Source organism: Pseudomonas sp. No.117 (genome assembly GCF_054558395.1).
Map to the genome: position 1 here is coordinate 505844 of NZ_BAAJNP010000004.1, position 23560 is coordinate 529403.

The window sequence follows — 23560 nt, forward strand, 5'->3', positions numbered from 1 at the left end:
GGCAAGCCGGCCTTTCCCCACCTTACTGGGTACGGGTCACCCGCCAGACGGTGTTGGCCAGGTCGTCGGCGATGAGGACACCACCGCGCTGGTCCACCGCCACGCCCACCGGCCGACCACGGGTCTTGCCGTCGTCGCCAAAGAAACCGGTGGCGAAGTCGATGGGCTCGCCAGTGGGGCGCCCCTGCTGGAAGGGCACGAAGACCACCCGGTAACCCACCGGCTTATCGCGGTTCCAGCTGCCGTGCTCGCCGACAAAGACCCCCTCGGCGAATTGTCCGCCCACCGCGGCGGTGGAGAAGCTCAGGCCCAGGGCGGCGACGTGGGAACCCAGGCTGTAGTCCGGCTTAATGGCTGCGGCCACCTTGGCCGGATCCTGCGGCTGGGCGCGGGTGTCGACGTTCTGCCCCCAGTAGCTGTATGGCCAGCCATAGAAGCCCCCTTCGCGGATGGAGGTCAGGTAGTCCGGTACCAGGTCGGGGCCGATTTCGTCGCGTTCGTTGGCCACGGCCCAGAGCTGGCCGCTGTCGGGCTGCATGGCCAGGGCGGTGGGATTGCGCACCCCGGTGGCATAGTTCTTGTGGGCACCACTCTGGGCATCGATCTGCCAGATCACCGCACGGTCCACCTCGACGTCCATGCCGCGCTCTCCGACGTTGCTGTTGGAGCCGATACCGACATAGAGGTAGCGGCCATCGGCGCTCACCGCGAGGGATTTCGTCCAGTGGTGATTGATCGCCGCGGGCAGGTCCACCAGCTTGGCCGGCGCGCCACTGGCCTGGGTCTGGCCGTCCTGGTAGGGAAAGCTCACCAGGGCGTCCTGGTTGGCCACGTAGATGCGGCCATTGGCGAAGGCCAGGCCATAGGGTGCATTGAGATTCTCGGCGAACACCGTCTTGAGTTCGTAGGTGCCGTCGCCATCGGCATCGCGAAGCAAGGTCAGGCGATTGCCACCCTTCACCTGGGTGTTGCCCTGGGCCTTGATGTAGCCGGCGATGACGTCCTTGGGCTTGAGCTTGGGCGCGTTGCCGCCGCGGCCCTCGGCCACCAGGATGTCGCCATTGGGCAGCACCAGCAGCTGCCGCGGGATGCGCAGGTCGGTAGCGATGGCGCTGATCTTGTAGCCTTGCGGCACGGTGGGAACGCGATCCCCCCAAGGGGCCGGCTCGGCGATCTTCATGCTCGGCAGCAGGCCACGCTGGGGTTCCGGCAGTTTGGGATCCGGGCCACGCGCCTGGGTGTCGGCGCCGCCCTCGTTGCCACAGGCAGCCAGCAGCACGGCCAGACCGAGGACGCTCAAGGCTCTTGGAGTGCTCATCGAACCACCTCCGAACGCAGGTTGGAGAGACCGATCCAGGCAGCCACCAGGCTCAGCACCGAGACGATCACCGACAGGATCAGCCCCGCGGGCATCACTGCCCAGGCGTCCTTGGCATGTTCGAAGGCATTGACCAGCCCCAGCACCCACGCCAGCAGCAGCAGGAGGAAGTAGGCTGCCGGTCGACGACCGCGGAAACGGGCGCCGAAGAGATTGCCCAGCGCGAACAGCAGGGCCAGGCCGGACAGCAACAGCGCCCCGGCGATCAGCCAGGCGGCGAAGTTGGCCCACTGGATCTGCTGGGTCTGGTAGTAGGCGATATCGCTGAGCAGGCCGCCGATGAACAGCGGGACGGAGCCGGCCAGCAGCAGCGCGTGCAGCGGGCCAGGCCGGACGGGATAGGGACGGTGGGCAGCTACGGTCACTGACGACTCCTTTTCAAGACAGGGCGCCGCGTGGGCTCGATGGCCGCAACGGCGGGAACGGTGCACTGAAAAGGATTGTGCGAGCAGGCGGTTAGTTCAGCCGTTACGCCCGCCTGACACCTCTTGCAAAAGACTCCCAACTGCTGGCCCGCCCTAGGACGCGGTTCCTGGCCGGAGTCCCGGCTTGCCTCGCCTTGCCAGGAGTGGCAGCCATTGCACATCGGTTGCCCCGCGCTTCAGCGGTCGTGATAAAAAGTCAGTTTTATTTCAGGACGGATCGCCCATGGCCAGCACCCGCCCCGTCGACCGCGCCTCCCGGCAGGCAGCGATCGTTCTCGCGCTTTGCCTGCCCAGCGACGTCCTGCTCTATCTCATCCTGCCGATGAATGCCGAGGCCTTCGGTATCAGCCTGACCGAGGCCGGGGTGCTGCTCGCCGCCAACCGCCTGGTGCGGATCTTCGGCTACCGCTATGTGGTGCACGGCTATGCCCGTTTTGGTGATCGGCACAGCCTGATGCTCGCCGCCGGGGTAGCAGCCTTGTGCGCCCTGGGCAACGCCACCCTCTCCGGCTTCTGGCTGCTGATCCTGCTGCGGCTGGCCTGGGGGCTGTGTTTCGCGGTCTTCAACCTCTCCACCCAGGTGCTGGCCACCGCCGAGGCCGGCGGCGCCGCACGCCGCTCGGGGACCTCGCGCGCGTTGATCGCCATCGGCCCCATGCTCGCCCTGCCCCTTGGCGCCTGGATCACCCTGCATTTTGGACCAAGGCTGATCTTCCTGCTGCTCGCCGGCCTTTGCCTGGTGGGCCTGGTGGTCGCCAGTCGCCTGCCGGCGCAGCCGCACCAACTGCCTGGTACGGGTCGGCGCTTCCAGTGGCCCGACCGGATCGCCGTCTGGTCCTTCATCGAAGGCGTCGCCCTGGATGGCCTGTTCATCTTCGGGCTGTCGGTGTTCGCCCAGGCCGCGCTTGGTGGTAACGCGGTACTGATTGCCGGACTGCTGATGGCGCTGCGCTACGCCTCGGAGATGAGTCTAAGTCCGCTGGGCGGCTGGGCCGCCGACCGCTACGGCGCCGCGACCATGCTGGTGACCTTCTCCGCCCTCACCGCCCTGGCCCTGAGTGCGTTCGGCTGGCATTGGCTGGTGCTGGGCGCGGGTGGCGTGCTGATCCTGAGGGCGCTGCAGCTGCCGTTGGTCGTAACACTGGTGGCGGCCCGGCATCCCGGCCAGGCCCGGGTGCAGGCGCTGGCCGCCAATGCCATCTGGCGCGACGTGGGTGCGGGTCTGGGCCCGCTGCTGGCTGGCGTGCTGCTGCCGGTGCTATCCCCAACCTGGGTCTATCCCCTGGCCGGCCTCGCCGTCCTCGCCAGCGCCCTGGCCTGTCGGCAGGTCGCACGGTCGCCGGCCTGCTGACCGGCTCCGCGCGCGCCCCAGGCTAGCGCTTCACCGGCAGTACCGGCTCGCTGACGCCCTTGATACCCACCAGCGTCAGGCTGGTCAGCAGGACGTTCTGCGGGCCCTGATAAGCGTTGACCGGCTTGTACCACTCCGCCAGGGAATGCGCGCTGCCGCCCTCCCCGCCACCGCTGATGGTCATGGCCGGTACCCCGAGGGACATGGCGGTATTGGAGTCGGTACTGCCGCCGCTGAGGGTGACCTTGGCACCACCGGTGACCGCGGCGATGGAACGCTGTGCCGTCTGCACCATGGGCGAATCCTCCGCCGTGCCACCGGCCGGACGATCCCCGATCAGCTTGACCGCGACGGAGATCTGGTCGGTATCCCAGCGCTGGTTCTCTTCCTTCACCGCGTCCTGTACCAGGGCCAGGATTTCCTTCTCCTCCGCCAGCAGCGCCGCCTCCTCGTTGGACCTCATGTCCAGGTTCAGACGCGCCTCGGCGGCGATGGCGTTGACCGAGGTGCCGCCCTGCACGGTGCCCACGGTGAAGGTGGTCTTGGGCTCCTTGGGCGGACGAACCTCGGCGATCTTGGCGATGGCCCGACCCATGGCATGGATGGCGCTGGGCCGACCGAATTCGCCGAAGCTATGGCCGCCCGGGCCCTTGAAGGTGATCTCGTAGCGGTGGCTGCCGGTCCCCCGGTTGACGATCCGCCGTACGTCGATGCCATCCACCGAGATGAACCCGTCGATCCCCTGGCGATCCTTGAACAGGGCCTTCACCCCGCGCAGGTTGCCCAGTTCCTCCTCGCCCACGGTGCCGACGAAAACCAGGTCACCCACGGTCTCGACGCCACTCTTGTTCAGGGCGTCGATCACCGACAGCAGCGCCGCCAAGCCACGGGCGTCATCGCCGATGCCCGGGCCGAAGGTCTTGCCGTCCTGTTCCTTGAGCGTAAGGTCCGTACCCTCGGGAAACACAGTATCCAGATGCGCCGACACCACCAGCTGAGGACCCTGGCCACTGCCCTTGCGGGTGGCGATCACATAGCCTTCCGGGGCGATGCTGGCATCCTTCAGGCCCAGCTCCTGGAAGCGCTTGAGGTAGTACTCGGCGCGAACCTGCTCCTTAAACGGCGGCGCCGGGATCTGGGCGATGCGCTTCTGTTCCTCGAAGGTGCGGCCATCATCGGCGCGCAGCGCCTCCAGGGCCTTGGCCACCCGGGCATCGCCCTGGACGGCAGACAGCGCACCCTCGACGGTCGGCGCGGCAGCCAGCGGCAATGCCAGGGTGGCCGCCGTAGCGGCGATAAGAACAGCGGACAAGCGATTGGCCAAAGCCGAACGAGCAAAAGACATCTGACACTCCCATTGCCTAGGTAGTATTCCGAGCGAGCACAATCGTCAGACGAATGCGCAACCTCTTGACGCTAGGCGGGAGTGAGCAAGTCGTCAAAAATCGGGCTGTAACGGGATGTGGCGTGGGCTAACGAATGATAACGCTCGCCATATTCCGTGCCGCCGCGATTTCCCTATTGCGTTAGCAGACGTACTACATTGCCAGCACTGTATCTGTGAAGAAGCACTTCACCCGTGAAAGAGCCATCGCTGGACAGTTGGCTAGCGGTGGTAGCGGCTGACATGAGTTACCGCTATCTCCCCCTAGCGGACGATAAAGGAGCGGTTTATCTCATCGATCGATCGGCAGCCTGCGCCGCCCATAGTCAGGTCCAGTTCACGTGCCAACACGTTGAAGGCCTGGGTAGCGCCCTGAGCACCGCTGATGGCCGTACCGTATAGAAATGCCCTGCCAACCATGACGGCCTTGGCACCGAGAGCCAGGGCCTTGAAGATATCGCTGCCACGCTGCACGCCGCTGTCCAGCAGAATGGTCAGCCGGTCTGCAATAGCGTCGCTGATAGGTTCCAAGGTATCCATGGGTGCGACGGAACTGTCCATGTTTCTTCCGCCATGATTGGACACGACGATGCCATCGGCGCCCAGGCTCAGGGCCTTGAGCGCATCTGCGGGCCGGGCGATTCCCTTGATGACCAGATGGCCCTTCCACAGCCTGCGCAAGCGCACGATGTGGTGCCACGTTAGATTGGCATCATGACGCAGCTGCAAGGTACTGCCACCGCCCGTGAGGGTCTTACGGTATCGCTCGGGATAGTTTGCAAATCCGGGAGCACCACCCTTCGCGACGTAGCGTCCCAGTACGCCCAGCAACCAGGCCGGACGGGTAGCGACCTCTACGACCAGACGCGGTGAATAGCGGAACGGCAGACCCATGCCATTCTTGACGTTGTATTCTCGATTGGGTGTCACCGGCGTATCTACGGTCACTACCAGCGTCTCGATCCCCAGCTGCCGAGCACGCTCGACGAGCTGGTTCGAGAGTACTTCGGACTCCCAGACATACAATTGAAACCACAATGTGGCCGCATCGGTGGTATGCGCAATCTCCTCGATGGACGTGATCGCCTCGGTTGCAGCGCAGAAGGGTATTCCGGCTTGGAGCGCCGCGCGGGCCAACTCGATTTCACCCCTATACCAGACCAACCCTGCGCAAGCCGTAGGGGCGACCACCATCGGTGCCTGCAAGGACTGACCGAATAGTGTCACGCTGCTGGAGCGAGGCGAACCGCCAGTCAATACCTGGGGCAGGATACGAAGCCGTTCGAAGGATCTGCGGTTCTCCAGAAGGCTCGTTTCATCCTCGCTGCCTCGGTCGATATACTCGAAGATTGGCCTCGGTAATCGCTTGCGCGCACCGGCGCGCAGATCCTTGAAATTGAGCGCATCGGTCAAGTGCCAAGCCCACCTATCACCGCTCACTGCGGTCAGCCTAATCGACTATCGAGATCAGTCCGCGAAGACCCAGAGAACCACTGCATCTTCAGGCCCAACCGATACCCACTTATGGCCCGCGTGAGCGTCGTAGTAAAGACTGTCACCTTCGGCCAATTTCACCGGCGCATAAATTTTCGAATGGACGACCAGCTCCCCTGACAGGACGTAGAGGAACAGTTCACCCGCATGCGTCGCCCAGTCACTGTATTCATCCGGATGCCGTGCCACTACCCGAGTCTTCAGCGGCAACATCCGCTTCTGTGTCAGGTCGGCTGCCAGCCAGATGTTGCTACAGGTATGGGTATTGGCCACGAGGCCATGGGAATGGCGGTTGATGCTGCGTCGAGCGGCGGCGGGCTGGGCAGAACGCCCGGATAACAGTGTGATCACATCGATGGAGAATCCCCGAGCGATCTTGTTGAGGCTGCCGAGTGTGGGCGACAACTCGTTCCGCTCAATGCGTGACAACGCGGAATGAGATAATCCGGTTTGCTCAGCCGTCTTGGTGAGTGTCCAATTCCGCTCCCTGCGCAGCTCTTTGATACGTTCCCCGATTTCGCAAGCCACCTCGTCGTTATCTATTTCAAGCTCATCGCCTGAGAGGGGTGGTCTATCGAGCTGGATATCCAAATTGTTCACCTGCTGGTTTTTCTAGCGGTAGGCAGCCCTGGAGACCCCTACTCCCCTTGTCTCCGGGCGCCTGATCGCATCACGATGCCTGTCCCGGAAAGTGTACGCTGACCATTTCATGTCGAGAACTGAATGCCCGGTATGCTGGCACGCCTTTGCTCGGGCGATCAGTCGAATATCTTGCCAGGATTCATGCGGCCATCCGGATCGATCACAGCCTTGATAGCCTTCATCAGATCGAGATCCTGCGTACTGCGGCTCGCGAGTAATCGTCCCTTGTTGGATTGGCCGATGCCATGCTCGGCACTCACGGTGCCTCCCAGGTTCAAGGTCGCCTGGTCAACGATCTGATGTATGCGCTTGGCCGCCACAGCCAGGCGTTCGGGTGAATAGGCGTCCCGATCAAGCATATGGATGACATGCAGATTTCCGTCGCCTATATGGCCAACCATCAATACCCGTCCATCAGGAAACTCGCTAAGCAGTCGCTCTTCTACCTGCGTCGCAAACTCGCCCTGCTTGCTCAGCGGCACGGCAGTATCGTGGGTTACTCCATAGCCGGCGATCTTGTTGGCCTCCGACACACTGTGGCGTAGGCGCCAAAGATTGTTCTGTTGTACCTGACTGGTGGCGACCACGGCGTCGGTAATCAACGCCATTTCCAAGGCTCTTCCCAGCTCGTTCTCCAGCGCACCGCGTAGGTCGTAACCATCAAGCGTCTCTGTAACCTCGATCAAGAGACACCAGGGCGCTGGCTCGGCGAACGGCCATTGATTGCCTTGGGTGTGCTTCAGCACCAACTCGACCTGAGCCCAATTGATGATTTCGAATGACAGCAGACGCTCGCCAAGACTGCGGCGTAGCTGTGTGAGCAAGGTAAGCGCCTGCTCGACCCCCTCGAGGGTGACCATGGCCAGTTCACGCACCTTGGGTGCGGGGAAGACCTTGAGCGTCGCCGCCGTGATGATCCCCAAGGTACCTTCAGCTCCTACGAAAAGTTGCTTGAGGTCGTAGCCCGTTGTGTTCTTGCGCAGTGGTGTAAGCCAGTCATAGATCGCCCCATTGGGGAGCACCACCTCCAACCCCAGCACCAAATCACGCATGGGCCCGTAGCGCAGGACCGCGGTCCCGCCCGCGTTGGTCGCCAGGTTACCGCCGATCTGGCAGCTGCCTTCCGCCCCCAGGCTCATGGGGAAGAAATAGCCGCGATCACTGGCATAGTTTTGCACCGCCTCAAGGACACAGCCGGCTTCCAGGGTAACGCTCGCATCGGTTTCGCTGAACTCACGAATCCGGTTCATCCGGCCTAGCCAGACGACGAGCTGTTCCCCCGTACCGTCAGGAGTGGCCGCACCGCACAGCCCCGTGTTGCCCCCTTGTGGCACGACGCGGACTCCATGTTGGCTACAGAGCGCCAGCAGTTGGGCAACTTCATCAGTCGTGCCGGGACGTGCCACGCAGAGTGCCCTGCCATGGTACCGGTCACGCCAATCGCTAACGAAACCCGCGGTGTCATTACCGACCAGCACATTGTCGCTACCTAGAAGCCGACCGATGGATTCCATAAATTCTTTTGAAATCAACGCTGTTTCCTCGCGCTCGGGCCGCCATCCAGCCTGGACGTCATAAAAATCTCGTTTTAGGTTGAAATCACTATACGCACAAGATAACACTATACGCACAAATTATCACTATAGTGGAGGCGGGCGATGTCGGAGGAGCGGAGTAGCAAGAGCGCAGGAATCACACGTCGTAGCTTCATCAGCAAGACGGTTGTGGCAGGTGCGGCGATCGCTGCCGCGCCCCACTTCATTGGCTCGGCACGTGCCGATAGCAAGCGCCTGTTCGTGCGAGATGCAGGAGGTATGTGGACAGAGGGGTATCGAAAAGCATTTTTCGAGCCGTTCTTCAAAGAGACCGGCATCGAAGTGATCGGCATTACTTCGACCGCCGAACCGACCGCCGAGGTGAAAGGTATCGTCGAGACCGGCAACTACACCTGGGATCTGGGTGGAGCCATTAGCATGGCGGCAGCGAACCTATTGGCGGGCATGAACCTGCTCGAGCCTCATCAGCTGAACGACAGCGCGGTCATCCAAACCATCCCTGCACACTTCAACACCCCCTATGCAGTCGGCTCGGACATCTATTCGACGGCGCTCGGCTATAACACCGAGAAGGTGAAGAAGGTGCCCCAGGGATGGGCGCAATTCTGGAATGTGAAGGAATTCCCGGGGCGGCGGGGCCTGCGCAAATATCCCTTCGACACTGTTGAAGAAGCCCTTATGGCGGATGGCGTCGCTACAGACGCCGTTTATCCCTGTGACCTGGACCGCGCTTTCAAGTCATTGGACAGGATCCGGGATGACATCGCGGCGTGGTGGAGTTCAGGGGCCCAAGCGACACAGATGTTCACCAGCGGCGAGATCGACATGATGCCGACCTGGACTTCGCGCATCCTGGCGGCCCGAGACGCAGGCGCCAAGGTAGCGATCTCCTGGGACCAGCACATCTGGGGTATCGACGTCTGGATCATCCTGCGGGGTACGCCCAAGGCTGATCTTTGCCGGCGCTTTATCGAGTTTGCCTGCGCGCCAGAGCGTCAGGCGGCGTTGACCGAATATGTACTGAATGGCCCCACGCAGCCACAAGCATTCCAGCACATACCACCCGAACGCGCTCGCGACCTGCCCACTTACCCCGACAACCTCAAGCGGGGACTACCCATCGATAACGCTTACTGGGCGAAACATAAGTCGGAAGCGCTCGAGCACTTCAACGAATGGATTCTCAGCTAGACATCGAAGGGATAGGCCATGCACGCGAAATTGAAGATCGAAGGCATTGAAAAGAATTTCGGCTCCTTTCAAGCGCTAAAGCCCACCAACCTCGAATTGCGGCAGGGTGAGTTCTTAACCCTGCTAGGCCCCTCTGGATCGGGCAAGACGACCTTGCTGATGATGGTGGCCGGCCTCCTCGAACCTGACGCTGGAAAGCTGTGGATCGATGGCAAGCTGGCGACCTATGCCCCACCATTCGAGCGCGACATCGGCATGGTATTCCAGAACTACGCGCTCTTTCCGCATATGACGATAGCCGACAACATCGGCTTTCCGCTGCGAATGAGGCGGCGTCCGCCAGCCGAGATCGGGCGCGAAGTCGCGAGGGTGTTGGAGTTGGTGCAATTGAGCCACGTGGCCAACCGTCTGCCGCGCGAGCTTTCAGGCGGCCAACAGCAGCGCATCGCCCTCGCTCGCTGCATCGTCTACCAGCCGAGCATCATCCTCATGGATGAACCTCTTGGGGCACTGGACAAAAAGCTGCGCGATCAATTGCAGATCGAAATCAAACGGCTTCACAAGCAGCTGGGGACGACGATCCTGTTCGTTACCCACGACCAACAGGAAGCCCTGACGATGTCGGATCGGGTCTGCCTGATGAACCATGGCCAAATCGAGCAGCTGGGAACGCCAAGCGATCTTTATTTCCGCCCCACGACCACCTTCGCCGCGGACTTCCTCGGTGAATCCAACATCCTTCACGGTACAGCCACCGCGCTCGGCAACCAGCAGAGCAGCATCCAATGCCCGGCCATGAATGCAACGCTCGTGGCCGATAGGCAGACTAGCGGCCCGGTAAGCATCATGATCCGCCCTGAACGCATGCGCCTCTGCTCTGCGGCCCAGGCCGGGCTGAACTCGGTGCAGGCGACTCTTGCCGACGTGATTTTCACCGGTGGCGTAACTCGTTTCGTCGTAGATACCGTCGGTGGCGCCCAGCTCATGGTTGCTGGTCTCACCGAGGAAAGTGGGCTGACCGCCGTGCCGGGCGCTCCCGTTTGCGTCTGCTGGGCTCCAGCCGACACCGTTCTGCTTCCAGCGGACACCACGCGGGAGGCGGCATGAATCAGGTCGCTTACGTGCAGGACACGAGTCAGCAGGTAGCTAAGCGCCCCTTTCGACCGAAACCCTGGATGTTGGTGCTTCCAGCAACCTTGTTCTTGCTGGCACTGATGGTCTACCCAGTGCTGGACCTGCTAGGCCTCAGCTTCACCCGCAACGGCAGTCTTTCCCTGTATCACTACCAGCGGATGCTTGACCGCGAAATCTACTGGCGCGTGCTGGGAATCACCTTGCAATTTGCCGCCTGGACGACCGTTCTGGCGTTGGTCTTCAGCTATCCCCTGGCCTACCTGACCGCCACCAGCAAGGCCAACACCCGCACGCGCTTGATGTTCTGGCTGCTGTTACCCTTCTGGACCAGCTTCCTGGTCAGAACCTTTGCCTGGATCGCCCTGCTCGGGCGTAACGGCCTGTTCAACCAGTGGCTGCAAGCGCTCGGCCTAACGGATGCTCCGGCGGAATTGCTCTACAACTACAGTGCCGTGATGATCGGCATGCTGCATGCCATGATGCCGTTGTGCGTGATCACGCTGTTGTCGGTACTCGACAATATCGATGGCAATCTGAGCCGCGCCGCGATGACGCTGGGGGCCAAACCTGGCAGCACCTTCTGGCGAATCTACTTCCCGCTGTCGTTGCCCGGAGTGGCCGCTGGCGGCCTGCTGGTCTTCATCTCCTCACTCGGCTTTTTCATCACGCCCGCTCTGCTGGGTAGTCCCAAGACCATCATGCTCCCCCAGCTGATCATTCAGCAGGTCCAGGAACTGCTCAATTGGCCCTTCGCCGGCGCCCTGGCCGTGCTCCTGTTCGTCGCGGTGATGGTGGTCTTCCTCCTCTATGACCGCTTGTTCGGGCTGTCCACGCTGGCAGGGGGAGAAGCACGTCGACGCTCGGGTAAAGCGGGACCTCTGACGCGTCTGGGGAATATGCTACTAGCAGGGCTGGGGCGTCTTTCAGACGCGCTGATCCTTTGCGCGGCACCTTTGGCGGGTCGCTCGGCGCACAGACGACGCCGGCCCATTGGCCGAGCCGTTCTTTGGCTTTTCTCTCTGCTGATGCTGGTTTTCCTGGTGGCACCGGCCTTCGTGATGATTCCGATCTCCTTCACCCAAGGATCGGTACTCGACTGGCCGCCGCAGGGCTTCAGTTGGCAGTGGTATCAACAATATCTTCACTCGCCGCAATGGCTCGGTGCGACATGGCGGTCGATCAAAGTGGCCATCTTGACCGCGGCCTTCTCGATGCTCATCGGCACCATGGCTGCTTTCGGCCTGCAACGTGGCCTGAGGAAAGGCAATGCCTTGATACTTGCCTTCCTCTTATCGCCACTGATCGTGCCACGGATCATCATCTCGGTCGCCCTGTTCTATCTGTTCTCCCGCATCTCGCTCACCGGCACCACCATCGGACTGGTCCTTGGCCATACCATCCTTGCTACGCCTTACGTAGTTGTCAGCGTGATGGCCGTCCTGAAGAACTACGACCAGCGTTACGACCAAGCGGCTTGGAGTCTCGGTGCAAACCGCTTCAGAGCCTTATGGCACGTCACCTTGCCACTGTTACGCGGTGGTCTTATCGCGGCCTTCCTATTCGCCTTCGTGACATCGTTCGATGAGTTGACCCTGTCGCTCTTTATCAGCGGCGGCATGCAATCGACCCTACCCAAGCAAATGTGGGATAGCGCGGTACTTCAGGTCAATCCACTCCTGGCCGCCGTATCGACCCTATTGCTGCTATTGGTCGCACTCATTCTCTGGATATCGGGAAAACTCGGAAAACGTGATCAGGCCAAGCGCTGATCAATCAATGCAGCAAAAGGGACCACTCAATGAACATTCCAACCCTCAATGGCATCTTGCCGCCCTTCCCTACGCCGGTCACGACTGACGGCAAAGTAGACGAGGTTGCGCTGAGAAAGCTCGTCGACTTTCTGGTTCAGGCCGGTTGTCGTGGCCTGGTACCTATCGGTGGCACTGGCGAATACACAGCGCTGGCTCCGGCCGATCGCGAGCGGGTGGTGGCGATAACCGTCGAAGTCGCTGCCGGGCGGGTCCCAGTCGTAGCAGGCATGGTTTCGCCAGGCTTCGCCGAAGCAGTAGAAGCCGGGAAAGCGTTCAAAGCATGCGGCGCCGATGCCTTGCTGACGGTGACGCCATTTTATGTATCTCCTTCCCAGCAGGGCATTCGCGACTACTTCCGTGCCTACCGCGATGCCGTGGATATGCCGATCCTGTTTTACGACATCCCGTACCGCACGCGAATCGTCACGGATGTTTCGACCATCGTGCAGATGGAACTGGACGGTTCCATTTTCGGCATGAAGGCTTGCAATACCGACATGGCACACTTCAATGAAATCGCCGCGCTGACCACCGCCGACTTCCAGCTACTGTCTGGAGAAGACATGTTGTTCCCCGCTCAGATCGCCTTGGGTGCGCGTGGGGGCATTCTGGCTTCATCCCCACTGATTCCCGAATACTGGGTCGAGTTACAACACCTACTGGATAGAGGCGAGATGCAGCAGGCTATCGCCGCACACCGCGAATTGCTTCCCCTGCTCAAGGCGCTGTTCCTGGAAGCGAACCCTGGCCCGCTGAAGACCGCCATGAAATGGATGGGTCATGACTGCGGCGCCGTGCTGGCGCCGCTACAGGCACCGACCGAGGTAACCATGGAGAGGATGCGGCAGGCCATTGAAATACTGGCCCAGAAGGCGCTGATCAAGGGTGCCGCTCTTACCTTTTGATGGGCCAGTCATTTTCGGAGCAGTCGCATCTCCATGACGGCGGAACGCCTAGGTGTCCTGATACCTGGTAGATCGAGGGGCTTGGCCAGCAGCTGGGATCTGGCCTCGCTCTACCTTCGAACGAGAATTCGCCGAGCACGCCTTCGTCTTGCCACCGCTCCGCACTCCATTGCCATGGTAGAGGCTAGCCGGGCCAGTCGCAGAAGGATAGCCAGACAACAGATCGCAATGGGCAGATAAGGATCTCGCCCCGGCCTTGTATTCCGCGACTTCTCGATATCGAAGGTAGCTGCCCCTCGGCCAAACCGGAACGACTGCCGTGCATACCCGCACCACCCGACCTTCAGGCGATGCCGCCACCCACATTTTACAGGTTGCCTGCCAACTATTTAGCAAGCACGGCTATAAGGCAGTAGGTATGCGACGCCTGGCCCAGCAGGTTGGGGTTCAGCCTGGCTCGCTCTACTACCACATTGAAAGCAAGCAGTCTTTGCTCTATGAGTTGATCGAACACTATGAAACCGGGTACCTGCAGCTCATTCGCGCTCTGGCAAAGAAACCAGCCTCCAACCGCGACGAATTAGCCCAGCACATTTGGGCGGCGATGACGCCGTTCTTCGACCGCCACGCTGAACTGGTGCGGCTGGCCCAAAATGAGAGCTCCAACCTTTCATTAGAGCAGCAGGAACAAATCCAAGCCATCCGCCAGAAGCGAGACGCCGAATTATGTCGGCTGTTGATCAGCAAGCGCATCGTGCTGCCACGTGCGGCCAACTTGAACGATGCAGTGCAGAATTTGACCGGCATTTTGGATCACCTTGCCAGCTTGACTACCAGTACTGCCACTGCCCCTCGCTACCTGATAGAAAGCCAGCTGAAGGAGCTTCTGATCAGGATCCTACGCGATGCCTGAGCGTTGGCTGAAGGGTGTTTGCGCTCGGTCACCCAGCATTCCAAACGCAGAGCAAGGCCACCCCGGTTAGGACCGCCCCGCCCCGAATTGACTCAATTAGAAGATTCGAACGACAGGCGGGTGAATATCCTGCCACATTCAGTCGCCTGGCAGCTTATGCCAAGGAAAACTCGGCGACGGCCGAGGGCTCCCCTCCCCCTCACGCCAACTTGAACCGGCGCACCAGGGTTTCCAGCTCCCCCGCCAATCCGGACAGCTCTTCGCTGGCACCCACCGTCTGCCGGTTGCCATCGCTGGTCTGCACCGAGAGGTCGCGGATGCTGATGAGGTTGCGGTCCACTTCGCGGGAGACGTGGGCCTGTTCTTCGGCGGCTGTGGCGATCTGCAGGTTGCGTTCGTCGATCAGGCGGACGGCCTGGAGGATGTCGTTCAGGGCGCGGCCAGCGTCCTGGGCGATTTCGTAGGTCGCCTGGGCCTGGCTGGTGCTGAGTTGCATGGAGTCCAGGGCTTCGGCCGAGCCCTGCTGGATGGCCTGGATCATCTGCTCGATCTCGCGGGTCGAGGTCTGGGTGCGGTGCGCCAGGGCCCGTACCTCGTCGGCCACCACGGCGAAGCCACGGCCCTGCTCGCCGGCGCGGGCCGCTTCGATGGCGGCGTTCAGCGCCAGCAGATTGGTCTGCTCGGCGATGGCGCCGATCACACTGAGCACCTGGCTGATGTCCTGGGCCTGCCCGGCCAGGCCTTCGACCTGGACCGAGGTCGATTGCACCTGATGGCTCAGGCGCTGCATGGCGTCGAGCGCCTGGCCGACCTTGGCATTGCCATTTTCCGCGGCGGCGCTGGACTCGCGCGCCGCCTGGGAGGTGGAAGCCGCGTTGCGGGCCACCTCCTCCACCGCGGCGCTCATCTGGGTGACCGCCGTGGCGGCCTGGTCGATTTCCGCATTCTGACTGGACAGCACCCGACTGGCGCCATCGGTCACCAGGTTCATGGTCTGCGCGGTCTCGCTCAGGCGCCCCGAAGAGGCGGAGATCCCGTGGAGGGTGTCCTTGAGATTGTCCTGCATCTGCGCCAGGGCGCGCATGAGGCCGGCGGCCTCGTCGGCGCCGGTCGGATCGATCTTGCCGGTCAGTTCACCCTGGGCGATGGCGTTGGCCACGGCCAGGGAATCACCGATCGGCTGGGCCAGGCTGCGCGTCAGCCGCCAGGCCAGCAGCAGCGTCAGGACCACTGCCAGCGCCATGATGGCCAGCACCACGCGGACACTGTGGTCATAGATGCCGGTGGCGGCTTCACCGGCTTGGCGGGCTCCTTCGCTGTTGAATTCGCGCAGCCGGGTCAGTTGCTCCTGATAGGCTTCCGCGCGCAGGCGCTGGTCGCCGTTGGCCAGCTTGAGCGCCTCGCCGCGATCGGTAGCGACGAGGGCGACGACCTGGTCGAGACCCTCGAGATAGGCCTTCATCTGCAAGGCAGCTCGCTCGAAGTTGCTTCTTTCCTCGGCCGTCGAGATCAGATGGTCGCGGTAGTAGGCCGTGCGGGCGTTCATCACCTCGCGGTTCTGCTGGATTTGCCGGGTGGCGACGGCCACGGCCGCGCTGTCTTCACTGGCCAGCAGGCGGATGCTTTCCAGGCGAGTGTGCAAGAGTGCCACCTGGATATCGTCAGCGGTTTGCACACTCGCCAACCATTCGGCCTCCATCGCCTGCTCGGTCGCGCGCAGGGCGTTCAGTTGCATGAGGGCGAACCCACCGAGCAGGATGACGATCAGCGTTACCGCGCCGAAGCACAGGGTGGCGCGGGGGGCGATGCGTAGCGAGCGAAGGTTCAAGGCGGGCTCCCTGGATCGGCGAAGGCGATCCTCTAGAGCCCTAGAATCGACTGACTATTCCTTTTCTTTAGTGCGATCGTGATTGGCGCGACAATTAAGGCGCTGCCTATGCTTCCCAACTTGCCCAGCTGGATCATCCCTCGCCCCGCCTACACCTGAGATCGCGGTGCTTCCAGCCGCTCCACCATCTTCACCAGTTCCGCCAGGGAGCCCGCCTGCAATTTGCGCATGAGCGCCGCGCGGCGCACCTTGACGGTGATCTCGCTGACGCCCAGCTGGGCGGCGATCTGCTTGTTGAGCAAGCCGGTGACTACTCGCGCCAGCACCGCACGCTCACCGTCGTTGAGGGTCTCGAACCGCGCTTGTAACTCCTGCAGTTGCGCCCGCTGCGCATGGGCCTCCTGGGCCTTGCGCAGGGCCTGGTCGATGGCGTCGAGCAGGTCCTGGTCGCGGAAGGGCTTGGTGAGGAACTCCAGGGCGCCCTGCTTCATGGCCCGTACCGACATGGGGATGTCGCCATGACCGGTGATGAAAATGATCGGCAGGGCCAGCGCGCGGCGCTGGAGTTCCTGCTGCAGGTCCAGGCCGTTCATGCCCGGCATTCGTACATCGAGCACCAGGCAGGCGGGTTGCTCGAAGGTCGCACGCTCGAGGAAGTCGGCCGCCGACACATAGCTGCGGGTGGTGAGACCCACGGAGGCCAGGAGGTCTTCCAGGGCAGCACGCACCGAGGCGTCGTCGTCCACCAGGTGGACCAGGGTGGGCAAGGCGCGCTCGGTCATGGTTCCTGATCCTTGGGCAAGCTGCAGTAGACACCGGTGCCGCCCTCGGGCAGCGAGGTCGCCCAGATGCGGCCGCCATGGGCTTCGACGATTGAGCGACTGAGTGCCAGCCCCAGCCCCATGCCCTGCTCCTTGGTGGTGTAGAAGGCCTCGAACATCTGCTCGCGAGCCGCCGGGCTCAGGCCGCGGCCGCTGTCTTCCACACCCAACCGGATGCAACCGGCGGTGTCCAGGCCCACCTGGATGACGATCCGGCGCTGCTCGGGTGGCACGCCCTCCAGGGCGTCGAGGGCATTGAGCAGCAGATTGAGGATGACCTGCTGCAACTGGCTCTGGTCGGCCAGCAGGGGCGGCAGGCCTTCTTGCAGCCGTACGTCCACCGCCACCTGGCGCTGGGCCAGTTCGGTGCGTACGAAATCGAGCACCTGTTCCACCGTATCGCCGACGTTCAGCCAGTCCTTGGCCACCTGGGCCTGGCGGACCAGGCCGCGTACCCGGGCGATGACCGCGCTGGCGCGGTGGGCGTCATCGATGACCCGTTGCGCGGCCTGCACGGCCCGCTCCACCTGCGGCGGTTGATTGCTCAGCCAGCGCTGGCAGGCATTGCCGCTGGCGGCTATGGCGGTGAGCGGCTGGTTCACCTCGTGGGCGATGGAGGCCGCCAGCTCACCGAGCTGGCTGAGACGACCGGCCTGGGTCAGCCGCGCACGGGCGGCCTCGGCAGCGCGCTTGGCGGCATCCAGGCGCAGGGCCAGCGCCGCGACCGCGACGATGGCCAACAGGCTGATGATGCAGTTGACCAGGCCGGCATCGCGGTCACCGCTGCGGGTGGCGGCATAGCTGCACAGCACCAGCAGCGCGCAGCCCAGCGCCGTGACCGTGACGCCACGGGTGGAGAGGAAGCCCGCGGCCAGCAGCACCACCACCACCTGGAAGACGCCAATGGCGATCTCCCGGTCGGTGAAGGTATCCAGCAGGGCGATGCCCAGCGCCAGGGCACAGAGGCCCCCCAGGCGCAGCCAGTGGGTGGTGGTGGCGAAGGGTCGTCGATCCATGGCCAGTTTCTCGTTCGTAGTCGCGTGGACGTCCTAGAGCGGCTAACAAAACGTAGCGAGCGGCTGTCAGGCGGGTGCGCGCGGCGCGCAGGAATCGCACCGGGCTCGCGCACGAGTGTACGAGCGGTACATGAGGATTCCGAGCACTGCACGCGCCCGTCTGGCGGACGCGCAGTAGTTTTATTAGTCGCTCTTAGCCTGGATTTTCCAGGCTGAACATATCGGCCGCTTGATCATAGGCGAAGAGCTCACCATAGCGCCCCCATTGAATGGCGCTGCCGAGGGTACGGGCGGCATCGGCCTCGTCCATGAAGTCCTCCAGCTCGTCACGGAAACGCCGCGCCGGTGCGGTGTGGCCCTGGCGATCGTCCAGCACCCGGCGGATATGGGCCACCAGCGGCACGAAGTTGAGCAACTGGCGAGCGAACAGCTGCTTGCGCACGTCCACCCCCGCCTCGACATAGGCGCGCCCGGCCGGCAGCAGGCGCAGATCGCCGCCCTCCAGCACCGCGAGGCGCAGCAGTTGCAGCACCTCGGCGAGGGGAAACAGCTCGTCCAGCGCATAGCCCAGGCCACCGGCCAGCTCCGGCAGGTCGGCGCGGCCGTCGTAGGGCGCGGCCTGGACGGCCTCCAGCAGACCGGCCAGGGCGTTGGTGGAGACGGTCGGCAGCAGCATGCCTAGACCGCTGCCCGGGAAGACGCCCTCGTGGGGCGTCGGCGTGGTCTCCCCGGTCATGCGCACGTAGATCTCCTCCACCAGCTCGCGGAAGGCCGGGTCATGGCGGTTGCGCGGCTGCGGCAGGTCGATGCGGATCTCGCTGGCGACGCGCCCGGGATTGCTGGAGAAGATCAGCACCCGGTCGCAGAGCAGGACGGCCTCGGCGATGTTGTGGGTGACCATGAGGATCGAGCGGATCGGCATGCGGCCTTCCACCCAGAGGTCGAGCAGGTCGGTGCGCAGGGTCTCGGCGGTGAGCACGTCCAGCGCCGAGAACGGCTCGTCCATCAGCAGCACGTCCGGGTGCACCACCAGGGCGCGGGCCAGGCCGACCCGCTGGCGCATGCCGCCGGAGAGCTCCTTGGGATAGGCGCTCTCGAAGCCGTCCAGGCCGATCAGGTCGATGGCGGCAAGGGCGCGGCGCCGGCGCTCGTCCAGCGGTACGTGCAGCGCCTCCAGGCCGATCTCGACGTTCTGCAGCACGGTCAGCCAGGGGAACAGGGCGAAGCTCTGGAACACCATGCTGACGCGGGCGCGCTGGCCGTCGTCCTTGGGCGGGAAATCGACCTTGCCACCGCTGGGGGTGAGCAAGCCGGCGATGGATCTCAGCAGGGTCGACTTGCCCGAGCCGGAGCGGCCCAGCAGGCCGACGATCTCGTTCTCGTGCAGGGTCAGGGAGACCCCGTCGAGCACCACCCGGGCCGGGCCGGCGGCATTGCCATAGAGTTGGCGGACGTCCTGGACGTCGATCAGGGGACGCTGGTTCAGAGTGGTCAGGTTCATGGCGTTTCTCCTCTGGAGCCTGTTTAAAGGCTAGCGAGCTAGAGACAGACAAGGCGGAAATGGCTGAGGAAGCGGAGTTTACGAGCGGTAAATGAGCATTCCGAAGCCATTTCCAACGCAGTTCGGCCGACGCGCAGCAGCCTTTGAACAGGCTCTTAGTCGAGCCGCAGGCGCCGTTCGGCGTAGGCATACAGGGGCCGCCAGAGCAGCCGGTTGAATCCGAGCACGAAGATCGACATCACCACGATGCCCAGGGCGACCCGGGGGAAGTCGCCGGCGGTGGTCATCTGCGCGATGTAGGCGCCCAGGCCGTGAGCCTGCAGGCGCTCGTTGCCCCAGCTCACCACCTCGGCGACGATGCTGGCGTTCCAGGAGCCACCGGCGGCGGTCAGGGCGCCGGTCACGTAGTAGGGAAAGATCGCCGGCAGGGCCAGCTGCCGCCACCACTGCCAGCGCTTGAGGCCGAACAGCCGGGCCGCTTCGCGCAGGTCGGTCGGCAGCACGCTGGCGCCAGCGATGACGTTGAACAGGATGTACCACTGGGTGCCCAGCACCATCAGCGGTGACAGCCAGATGTCCGGGTTGAGGTGGAAGCTGACGATGCCCACCACCGCCACCGGGAACAGCACGTTGGCCGGAAAGGCGGCAAGGAACTGGGCCACCGCCTGCAAGCGCTGCGACCAGCCGGGGCGCAGGCCGATCCAGACGCCGATGGGTACCCAGATCACGCTAGCGACGGCGATCAGCAGCAGTACCCGGGCCATGGTCAGCAGCCCCAGGCCCAGCACCGACACCGCTTCCACCCAGTAGACCGTGCCGGCGATGAAGGTGAACAGCGCGTAGATGCCATAGGGCAGCACCAGCAACAGCGCTCCGTACCAGAGCACATCCAGGCCCCGCTGCAGCCAGAGGCGGCCCTGCGGCGCCAGGTGCCAGTGCGGCCAGGACCGCCGGAGACGTGGGCTGGCGAGTTGGGTGCAGAAGGTCCCGAAACCGCTCAGCATGCGCCCCAGGCGTGCGCGGCGGACCAGGTCGTAGACCCAGGAACGCGGCACCTGCTGGCTGGCGGTCTGCTCGACGCGGAAGCGGTCGGCCCAGGCCACCACCGGGCGGAAGAACAGCTGGTCGTAGACCAGGATCACCAGGCCCATGGCCAGCACCGCCCAGCCGATGGCGGCGATGTCCTGCTTGGCGATGGCCAAGGCCAGCCAGGAGCCGATGCCCGGGAGGTTGATGGTGTTGTCACCGACGGTGATGGCCTCCGAGGCCACCACGAAGAACCAGCCACCGGACATGGACATCATGGTGTTCCACACCAGGCCCGGGATGGCGAACGGCAGCTCCAGGCGGAAGAAGCGTCGCCAGGCGGACAGCCCGAATTGGCGGCTGACCTGCTGCAGGTCCTCGGGCACGGTGCGCAGCGACTGGTAGAAGCCGAAGGCCATGTTCCAGGCCTGGCTGGTGAAGATGGCGAAGATGGCCGCGCACTCGGCGCCCAGCTGGCGACCCGGGAACAAGCCGAGGAAGAAGCTGACGGTGAAGGTCAGGAAGCCGAGGATGGGCACCGACTGCAGGATATCGATGGCCGGCAGGATCAGCAGCTCCGCCTTGCGGCTCTTGGCCGCCAGGGTGGCGAAGACGAAGGTGAACAGCAGCGAGGCGCCCAGGGCGATGAACATGCGCAGGGTGGTGCGCAGCGCATATTCGGGCAGGCGCGCCAGGTCGAGGGTCATGGGATCCGCGTCGAGCACGGCCAGGGGCGCGCGCATCTCGGCGATGCCATGCCAGATCAGCGCCAGGGCGATCAAGCCGAGCACCAGGCAGAGGGCGTCGGCCCACAGCGACGTCGGACGTTGCCGCAGCGGGCGCGGCGCCACGGCAGGGGCGTAGAGGCCAGGAAGGGTCTTCATGGCGTACCTCGTGAATGAAGGGCCTAGGGAAAGGGCCGGTCCTGCCGCGCAGGTTCCAGCCGCCGGGCTAATCTAGGCTCGCCGCCCCGTGCCAGCCATCGAAACGATGGATGTCTGGCTATACCAAGGTATATCCCGCCCCGGCCCGCCCTCGCCTGCTGCCCTGCGCGCCGGAGGACCTACCGGCGCCCGGATCCAGAGCAGAAGCTTCATCTCGCTGTCATCGTCCCGACATCTGCCGCCGGCATTGTCTGCCCCCAATGAGATCGATCTCAAACGAGGCCGGCATGACCGATCTGAAACAGGTAGCGCAACAGGCGGGAGTCTCCCGGGCCACCGCGGCCCGCGCCTTCGCCACGCCCGAGCAGGTGCGCGAGAGCACCCGGCAGCGGGTGCTGGACGCCGCGCGTAGTCTCAATTTCCGCCCCAATCTGCTGGGTCGACAGCTGCGCCAGCAGAGCACCCGGCTGATCGGCGTGGTGGTGCCCAGCCTGCTCAACCCGGTGTTCGCCGAACAGTTGCACGCCATGGAGCGCACCGCGCGCACCCAGGGCTATTCGCTGGTGATCGCCACCACCGACTACCAGCCCGAGCGCGAGGCGGCGGTGGTGGAAGAACTCCTGCGCCAGCGCGTTGCCGGCCTGGTACTGACGGTGGCCGATGCCGACCGCAGCGCGGTGCTGGCCGAGCTGAGCCAGGAGCAGACGCCCTTCATCCTCGCCTATCACGAACCCCAGCGCCCCTATGCAGCGGTGGCGGTGGACAATCGCCAGGGCATGGCCATGGCCACCGAGCACCTGCTCGGCCTGGGCCACAGCCGTATCGCCCTGGTCTCGGGGCCCGCCCTGCAATCGGATCGCAGCGAGCGGCGCTTCGCGGGTTATTGCCAGGCCATGGCCGCCGCCGGCCTGCCGACGCTGCCACGCCTGGAATTGGCCAGCCACACCGACGCCGACTGGGCGGAGCTGGCGCCGCTACTGGACCGCCACGCCCCGACCGCCCTGCTCTGCACCAACGATCTGTTGGCCATCAGCGTCATCGCCGAACTGCAACGCCACGGGGTGCCCGTGCCCACCGACCTCTCGGTGGTGGGCTTCGATGGCATCGCCATGGGTGCCCGCCTCGAACCCAGCCTGTGCAGCGTCATGCAGCCCCTGCAGAGCCTGGGCGCCGTGCTCGTCACCGAATTGCTGGCGCTGATCGCCGGCAGTGCCATCCACCAGCAGTGCCTGCCCTGCCTCGTCCGTCCCGGCAGCAGTGCCGGTGCCCTCAAGGAGTCTTGCCGATGAAATCCCGCTTCCCCCTGCGTCGTCTCCTGGCCGGCGTCGCCCTGGCCTGCGGCCTGGCCACTGCCCAGGCCGCCGAAACCGCCATCTGCTACAACTGCCCGCTGGAGTGGGCCGACTGGGGCGCCCAGCTCAAGGCCATCGCCGCCGATACCGGTATCCAGGTCCCCCAGGACAACAAGAACTCCGGCCAGTCCCTGGCCCAGCTCGTCGCCGAGCGCGATGCCCCGGTGGCCGACGTCGTCTACTACGGGGTGACCTTCGGCATCCAGGCGGACAAGGCCGGGGTGCTGCAGCCCTACCAGCCCAAGCACTGGGATCAGGTCCCCGCCGGGCTCAAAGACCCCCAGGGTGAATGGACCGCCATCCATTCCGGCACCCTCGGCTTCATGGTCAATACCCAGGCCCTGGGCGGCAAGCCGGTGCCGCAGCGCTGGGCCGACCTGCTCAAGCCCGAGTACCGCGGCCTGGTGGGCTACCTGGATCCGTCCAGCGCCTTCGTCGGCTACGTCACCGCGGTGGCGGTGAACCAGGCCCTGGGCGGCAACCTCGACGACTTCGGCCCGGCCATGGCCTTCTTCAAGCAGCTGGCGGCCAACGAGCCCATCGTGCCCAAGCAGACCGCCTATGCCCGCCTGCTCTCCGGCGAGATTCCGATCCTGGTCGACTACGACTTCAACGCCTACCGCGCCCGCTACAAGGATCAGGCGCCGGTGGCCTTCGTCATCCCCCAGGAAGGCAGCCTGACCGTGCCCTACACCATGAGCCTGGTGAAGGGCGCGCCGCATCGCGGCAATGGCGAGAAGGTGCTGGACTATGTGCTGTCGGACAAGGGCCAGGCGCTCTGGGCCCAGGCCTATCTGCGCCCGGTGCGCGACGTGCCGCTGCCGGCCGAGGTGAAGGCGCGCTTCCTGCCCGCCGCCGACTATGCCCGCGCCGGCACCGTGGACTACGGGCACATGGCCGCGGTCCAGGAAGCCTTCGCCAAGCGCTACCAGGCCGAGGTGCGCTGAC

Annotated in this window: 19 protein-coding genes, 1 other RNA gene and 1 pseudogene; 8 read left to right on the forward strand and 13 right to left on the reverse strand. The window is 64.0% G+C overall.

Annotated elements, in window-relative coordinates; genetic code table 11:
* Window positions 1–22 precede the first annotated feature (22 nt).
* Both ACYJP6_RS12210 and ACYJP6_RS12215 read right to left on the reverse strand, forming a co-directional pair.
* On the reverse strand, window positions 23–1318 hold the full coding sequence (locus ACYJP6_RS12210; RefSeq protein ID WP_459475232.1) for a PQQ-dependent sugar dehydrogenase: 1296 nt from the start codon (window positions 1316–1318) through the stop codon (window positions 23–25).
* Complete coding sequence (locus tag ACYJP6_RS12215; RefSeq protein WP_459475233.1) at window positions 1315–1743, reverse strand: DUF2231 domain-containing protein; 429 nt, start codon at window positions 1741–1743, stop codon at window positions 1315–1317. Before ACYJP6_RS12215 ends, ACYJP6_RS12210 begins: the two co-directional genes overlap by 4 nt.
* Before the next feature lie 283 nt (window positions 1744–2026).
* Here ACYJP6_RS12215 and ACYJP6_RS12220 point away from each other — a divergent pair, with 283 nt between their 5' ends.
* Entirely contained in the window at window positions 2027–3154 is a 1128-nt protein-coding gene (locus ACYJP6_RS12220) for an MFS transporter (RefSeq protein WP_459475234.1), read from the forward strand.
* 22 nt (window positions 3155–3176) lie between these two features.
* Here the strand turns inward: ACYJP6_RS12220 and ACYJP6_RS12225 are convergent, their stop codons facing one another.
* The 4 genes from ACYJP6_RS12225 to ACYJP6_RS12240 form a co-directional block, all read right to left on the reverse strand.
* Window positions 3177–4499 (reverse strand): M20/M25/M40 family metallo-hydrolase, encoded by a 1323-nt coding sequence (locus tag ACYJP6_RS12225; RefSeq protein WP_459475235.1) that lies wholly within the window; start codon window positions 4497–4499, stop codon window positions 3177–3179.
* Between the two features lie 303 nt (window positions 4500–4802).
* Window positions 4803–5951 carry an alpha-hydroxy acid oxidase gene (locus ACYJP6_RS12230; protein WP_459475236.1) on the reverse strand — a complete coding sequence of 383 codons (1149 nt, stop codon included), beginning with the start codon at window positions 5949–5951 and terminating at the stop codon, window positions 4803–4805.
* Between the two features lie 54 nt (window positions 5952–6005).
* The gene (locus tag ACYJP6_RS12235) at window positions 6006–6623 is read right to left on the reverse strand and encodes a helix-turn-helix domain-containing protein (RefSeq protein ID WP_459475237.1); all 618 of its coding nucleotides are present in this window, start codon (window positions 6621–6623) and stop codon (window positions 6006–6008) included.
* 167 nt (window positions 6624–6790) lie between these two features.
* Window positions 6791–8206, reverse strand: a complete 1416-nt coding sequence (locus ACYJP6_RS12240; RefSeq protein WP_459475238.1) for an FAD-binding oxidoreductase — start codon at window positions 8204–8206, stop codon at window positions 6791–6793.
* Window positions 8207–8332: 126 nt separating this feature from the next.
* On the opposite strand from ACYJP6_RS12240, the gene ACYJP6_RS12245 reads away from it, so the two are divergent.
* The 5 genes from ACYJP6_RS12245 (at window position 8333) to ACYJP6_RS12265 (ending at window position 14184) form a co-directional block, all read left to right on the forward strand.
* Complete coding sequence (locus ACYJP6_RS12245) at window positions 8333–9421, forward strand: ABC transporter substrate-binding protein (protein WP_312732724.1); 1089 nt, start codon at window positions 8333–8335, stop codon at window positions 9419–9421.
* 18 nt (window positions 9422–9439) lie between these two features.
* Window positions 9440–10528, forward strand: a complete 1089-nt coding sequence (locus ACYJP6_RS12250) for an ABC transporter ATP-binding protein (protein WP_459475239.1) — start codon at window positions 9440–9442, stop codon at window positions 10526–10528.
* Window positions 10525–12324, forward strand: a complete 1800-nt coding sequence (locus ACYJP6_RS12255) for an ABC transporter permease subunit (protein WP_459475241.1) — start codon at window positions 10525–10527, stop codon at window positions 12322–12324. Before ACYJP6_RS12250 ends, ACYJP6_RS12255 begins: the two co-directional genes overlap by 4 nt.
* Window positions 12325–12353: 29 nt before the next feature.
* On the forward strand, window positions 12354–13271 hold the full coding sequence (gene dapA, locus ACYJP6_RS12260) for a 4-hydroxy-tetrahydrodipicolinate synthase (RefSeq protein WP_459475243.1): 918 nt from the start codon (window positions 12354–12356) through the stop codon (window positions 13269–13271).
* A gap of 319 nt (window positions 13272–13590) precedes the next feature.
* Window positions 13591–14184, forward strand: coding sequence for a TetR/AcrR family transcriptional regulator (locus ACYJP6_RS12265; RefSeq protein WP_459475244.1), 594 nt, complete (start codon window positions 13591–13593; stop codon window positions 14182–14184).
* 199 nt (window positions 14185–14383) lie between these two features.
* Here the strand turns inward: ACYJP6_RS12265 and ACYJP6_RS12270 are convergent, their stop codons facing one another.
* The 7 genes and pseudogenes from ACYJP6_RS12270 to ACYJP6_RS12300 all read right to left on the reverse strand — a co-directional run bounded on the left by ACYJP6_RS12270 (window position 14384) and on the right by ACYJP6_RS12300 (window position 21260).
* Window positions 14384–15268 (reverse strand): methyl-accepting chemotaxis protein, encoded by an 885-nt coding sequence (locus ACYJP6_RS12270; RefSeq protein ID WP_459475373.1) that lies wholly within the window; start codon window positions 15266–15268, stop codon window positions 14384–14386.
* Window positions 15242–16012, reverse strand: a pseudogene (locus ACYJP6_RS12275) (MCP four helix bundle domain-containing protein); the annotation flags it as partial. The pseudogene ACYJP6_RS12275 and the gene ACYJP6_RS12270, both read right to left, overlap by 27 nt.
* A 149-nt stretch (window positions 16013–16161) precedes the next feature.
* Window positions 16162–16794 carry a response regulator transcription factor gene (locus ACYJP6_RS12280; RefSeq protein ID WP_459475245.1) on the reverse strand — a complete coding sequence of 211 codons (633 nt, stop codon included), beginning with the start codon at window positions 16792–16794 and terminating at the stop codon, window positions 16162–16164.
* On the reverse strand, window positions 16791–17849 hold the full coding sequence (locus tag ACYJP6_RS12285; RefSeq protein WP_459475246.1) for a sensor histidine kinase: 1059 nt from the start codon (window positions 17847–17849) through the stop codon (window positions 16791–16793). The genes ACYJP6_RS12280 and ACYJP6_RS12285 overlap by 4 nt, the downstream gene beginning before the upstream one ends.
* 40 nt (window positions 17850–17889) lie before the next feature.
* Window positions 17890–17981: non-coding RNA, sX9 sRNA (locus ACYJP6_RS12290), on the reverse strand.
* Between the two features lie 61 nt (window positions 17982–18042).
* Window positions 18043–19350 carry an ABC transporter ATP-binding protein gene (locus ACYJP6_RS12295; RefSeq protein WP_459475247.1) on the reverse strand — a complete coding sequence of 436 codons (1308 nt, stop codon included), beginning with the start codon at window positions 19348–19350 and terminating at the stop codon, window positions 18043–18045.
* A gap of 155 nt (window positions 19351–19505) precedes the next feature.
* Complete coding sequence (locus tag ACYJP6_RS12300) at window positions 19506–21260, reverse strand: ABC transporter permease (protein WP_459475248.1); 1755 nt, start codon at window positions 21258–21260, stop codon at window positions 19506–19508.
* Between the two features lie 287 nt (window positions 21261–21547).
* Here ACYJP6_RS12300 and ACYJP6_RS12305 point away from each other — a divergent pair, with 287 nt between their 5' ends.
* Both ACYJP6_RS12305 and ACYJP6_RS12310 read left to right on the forward strand, forming a co-directional pair.
* Window positions 21548–22549 (forward strand): substrate-binding domain-containing protein, encoded by a 1002-nt coding sequence (locus tag ACYJP6_RS12305; protein WP_459475249.1) that lies wholly within the window; start codon window positions 21548–21550, stop codon window positions 22547–22549.
* Window positions 22546–23559: an ABC transporter substrate-binding protein gene (locus tag ACYJP6_RS12310; RefSeq protein WP_459475251.1), complete on the forward strand. Its 1014-nt coding sequence runs from the start codon at window positions 22546–22548 to the stop codon at window positions 23557–23559. Before ACYJP6_RS12305 ends, ACYJP6_RS12310 begins: the two co-directional genes overlap by 4 nt.
* Window position 23560 lies beyond the last annotated feature (1 nt).

What these genes read in the sequence shown, in the direction of transcription:
- ACYJP6_RS12210 (WP_459475232.1), bottom strand. Translation starts at nt 1,318, where the DNA reads ATGAGCACTCCAAGAGCCTTGAGCGTCCTCGGTCTGGCCGTGCTGCTG.
- ACYJP6_RS12220 (WP_459475234.1), top strand. Translation starts at nt 2,027, where the DNA reads ATGGCCAGCACCCGCCCCGTCGACCGCGCCTCCCGGCAGGCAGCGATC.
- ACYJP6_RS12225 (WP_459475235.1), bottom strand. Translation starts at nt 4,499, where the DNA reads ATGTCTTTTGCTCGTTCGGCTTTGGCCAATCGCTTGTCCGCTGTTCTT.
- ACYJP6_RS12245 (WP_312732724.1), top strand. Translation starts at nt 8,333, where the DNA reads ATGTCGGAGGAGCGGAGTAGCAAGAGCGCAGGAATCACACGTCGTAGC.
- ACYJP6_RS12250 (WP_459475239.1), top strand. Translation starts at nt 9,440, where the DNA reads ATGCACGCGAAATTGAAGATCGAAGGCATTGAAAAGAATTTCGGCTCC.
- ACYJP6_RS12255 (WP_459475241.1), top strand. Translation starts at nt 10,525, where the DNA reads ATGAATCAGGTCGCTTACGTGCAGGACACGAGTCAGCAGGTAGCTAAG.
- dapA (WP_459475243.1), top strand. Translation starts at nt 12,354, where the DNA reads ATGAACATTCCAACCCTCAATGGCATCTTGCCGCCCTTCCCTACGCCG.
- ACYJP6_RS12270 (WP_459475373.1), bottom strand. Translation starts at nt 15,268, where the DNA reads ATGCGCGCCCTGGCGCAGATGCAGGACAATCTCAAGGACACCCTCCAC.
- ACYJP6_RS12280 (WP_459475245.1), bottom strand. Translation starts at nt 16,794, where the DNA reads ATGACCGAGCGCGCCTTGCCCACCCTGGTCCACCTGGTGGACGACGAC.
- ACYJP6_RS12285 (WP_459475246.1), bottom strand. Translation starts at nt 17,849, where the DNA reads ATGGATCGACGACCCTTCGCCACCACCACCCACTGGCTGCGCCTGGGG.
- ACYJP6_RS12295 (WP_459475247.1), bottom strand. Translation starts at nt 19,350, where the DNA reads ATGAACCTGACCACTCTGAACCAGCGTCCCCTGATCGACGTCCAGGAC.
- ACYJP6_RS12300 (WP_459475248.1), bottom strand. Translation starts at nt 21,260, where the DNA reads ATGAAGACCCTTCCTGGCCTCTACGCCCCTGCCGTGGCGCCGCGCCCG.
- ACYJP6_RS12305 (WP_459475249.1), top strand. Translation starts at nt 21,548, where the DNA reads ATGACCGATCTGAAACAGGTAGCGCAACAGGCGGGAGTCTCCCGGGCC.
- ACYJP6_RS12310 (WP_459475251.1), top strand. Translation starts at nt 22,546, where the DNA reads ATGAAATCCCGCTTCCCCCTGCGTCGTCTCCTGGCCGGCGTCGCCCTG.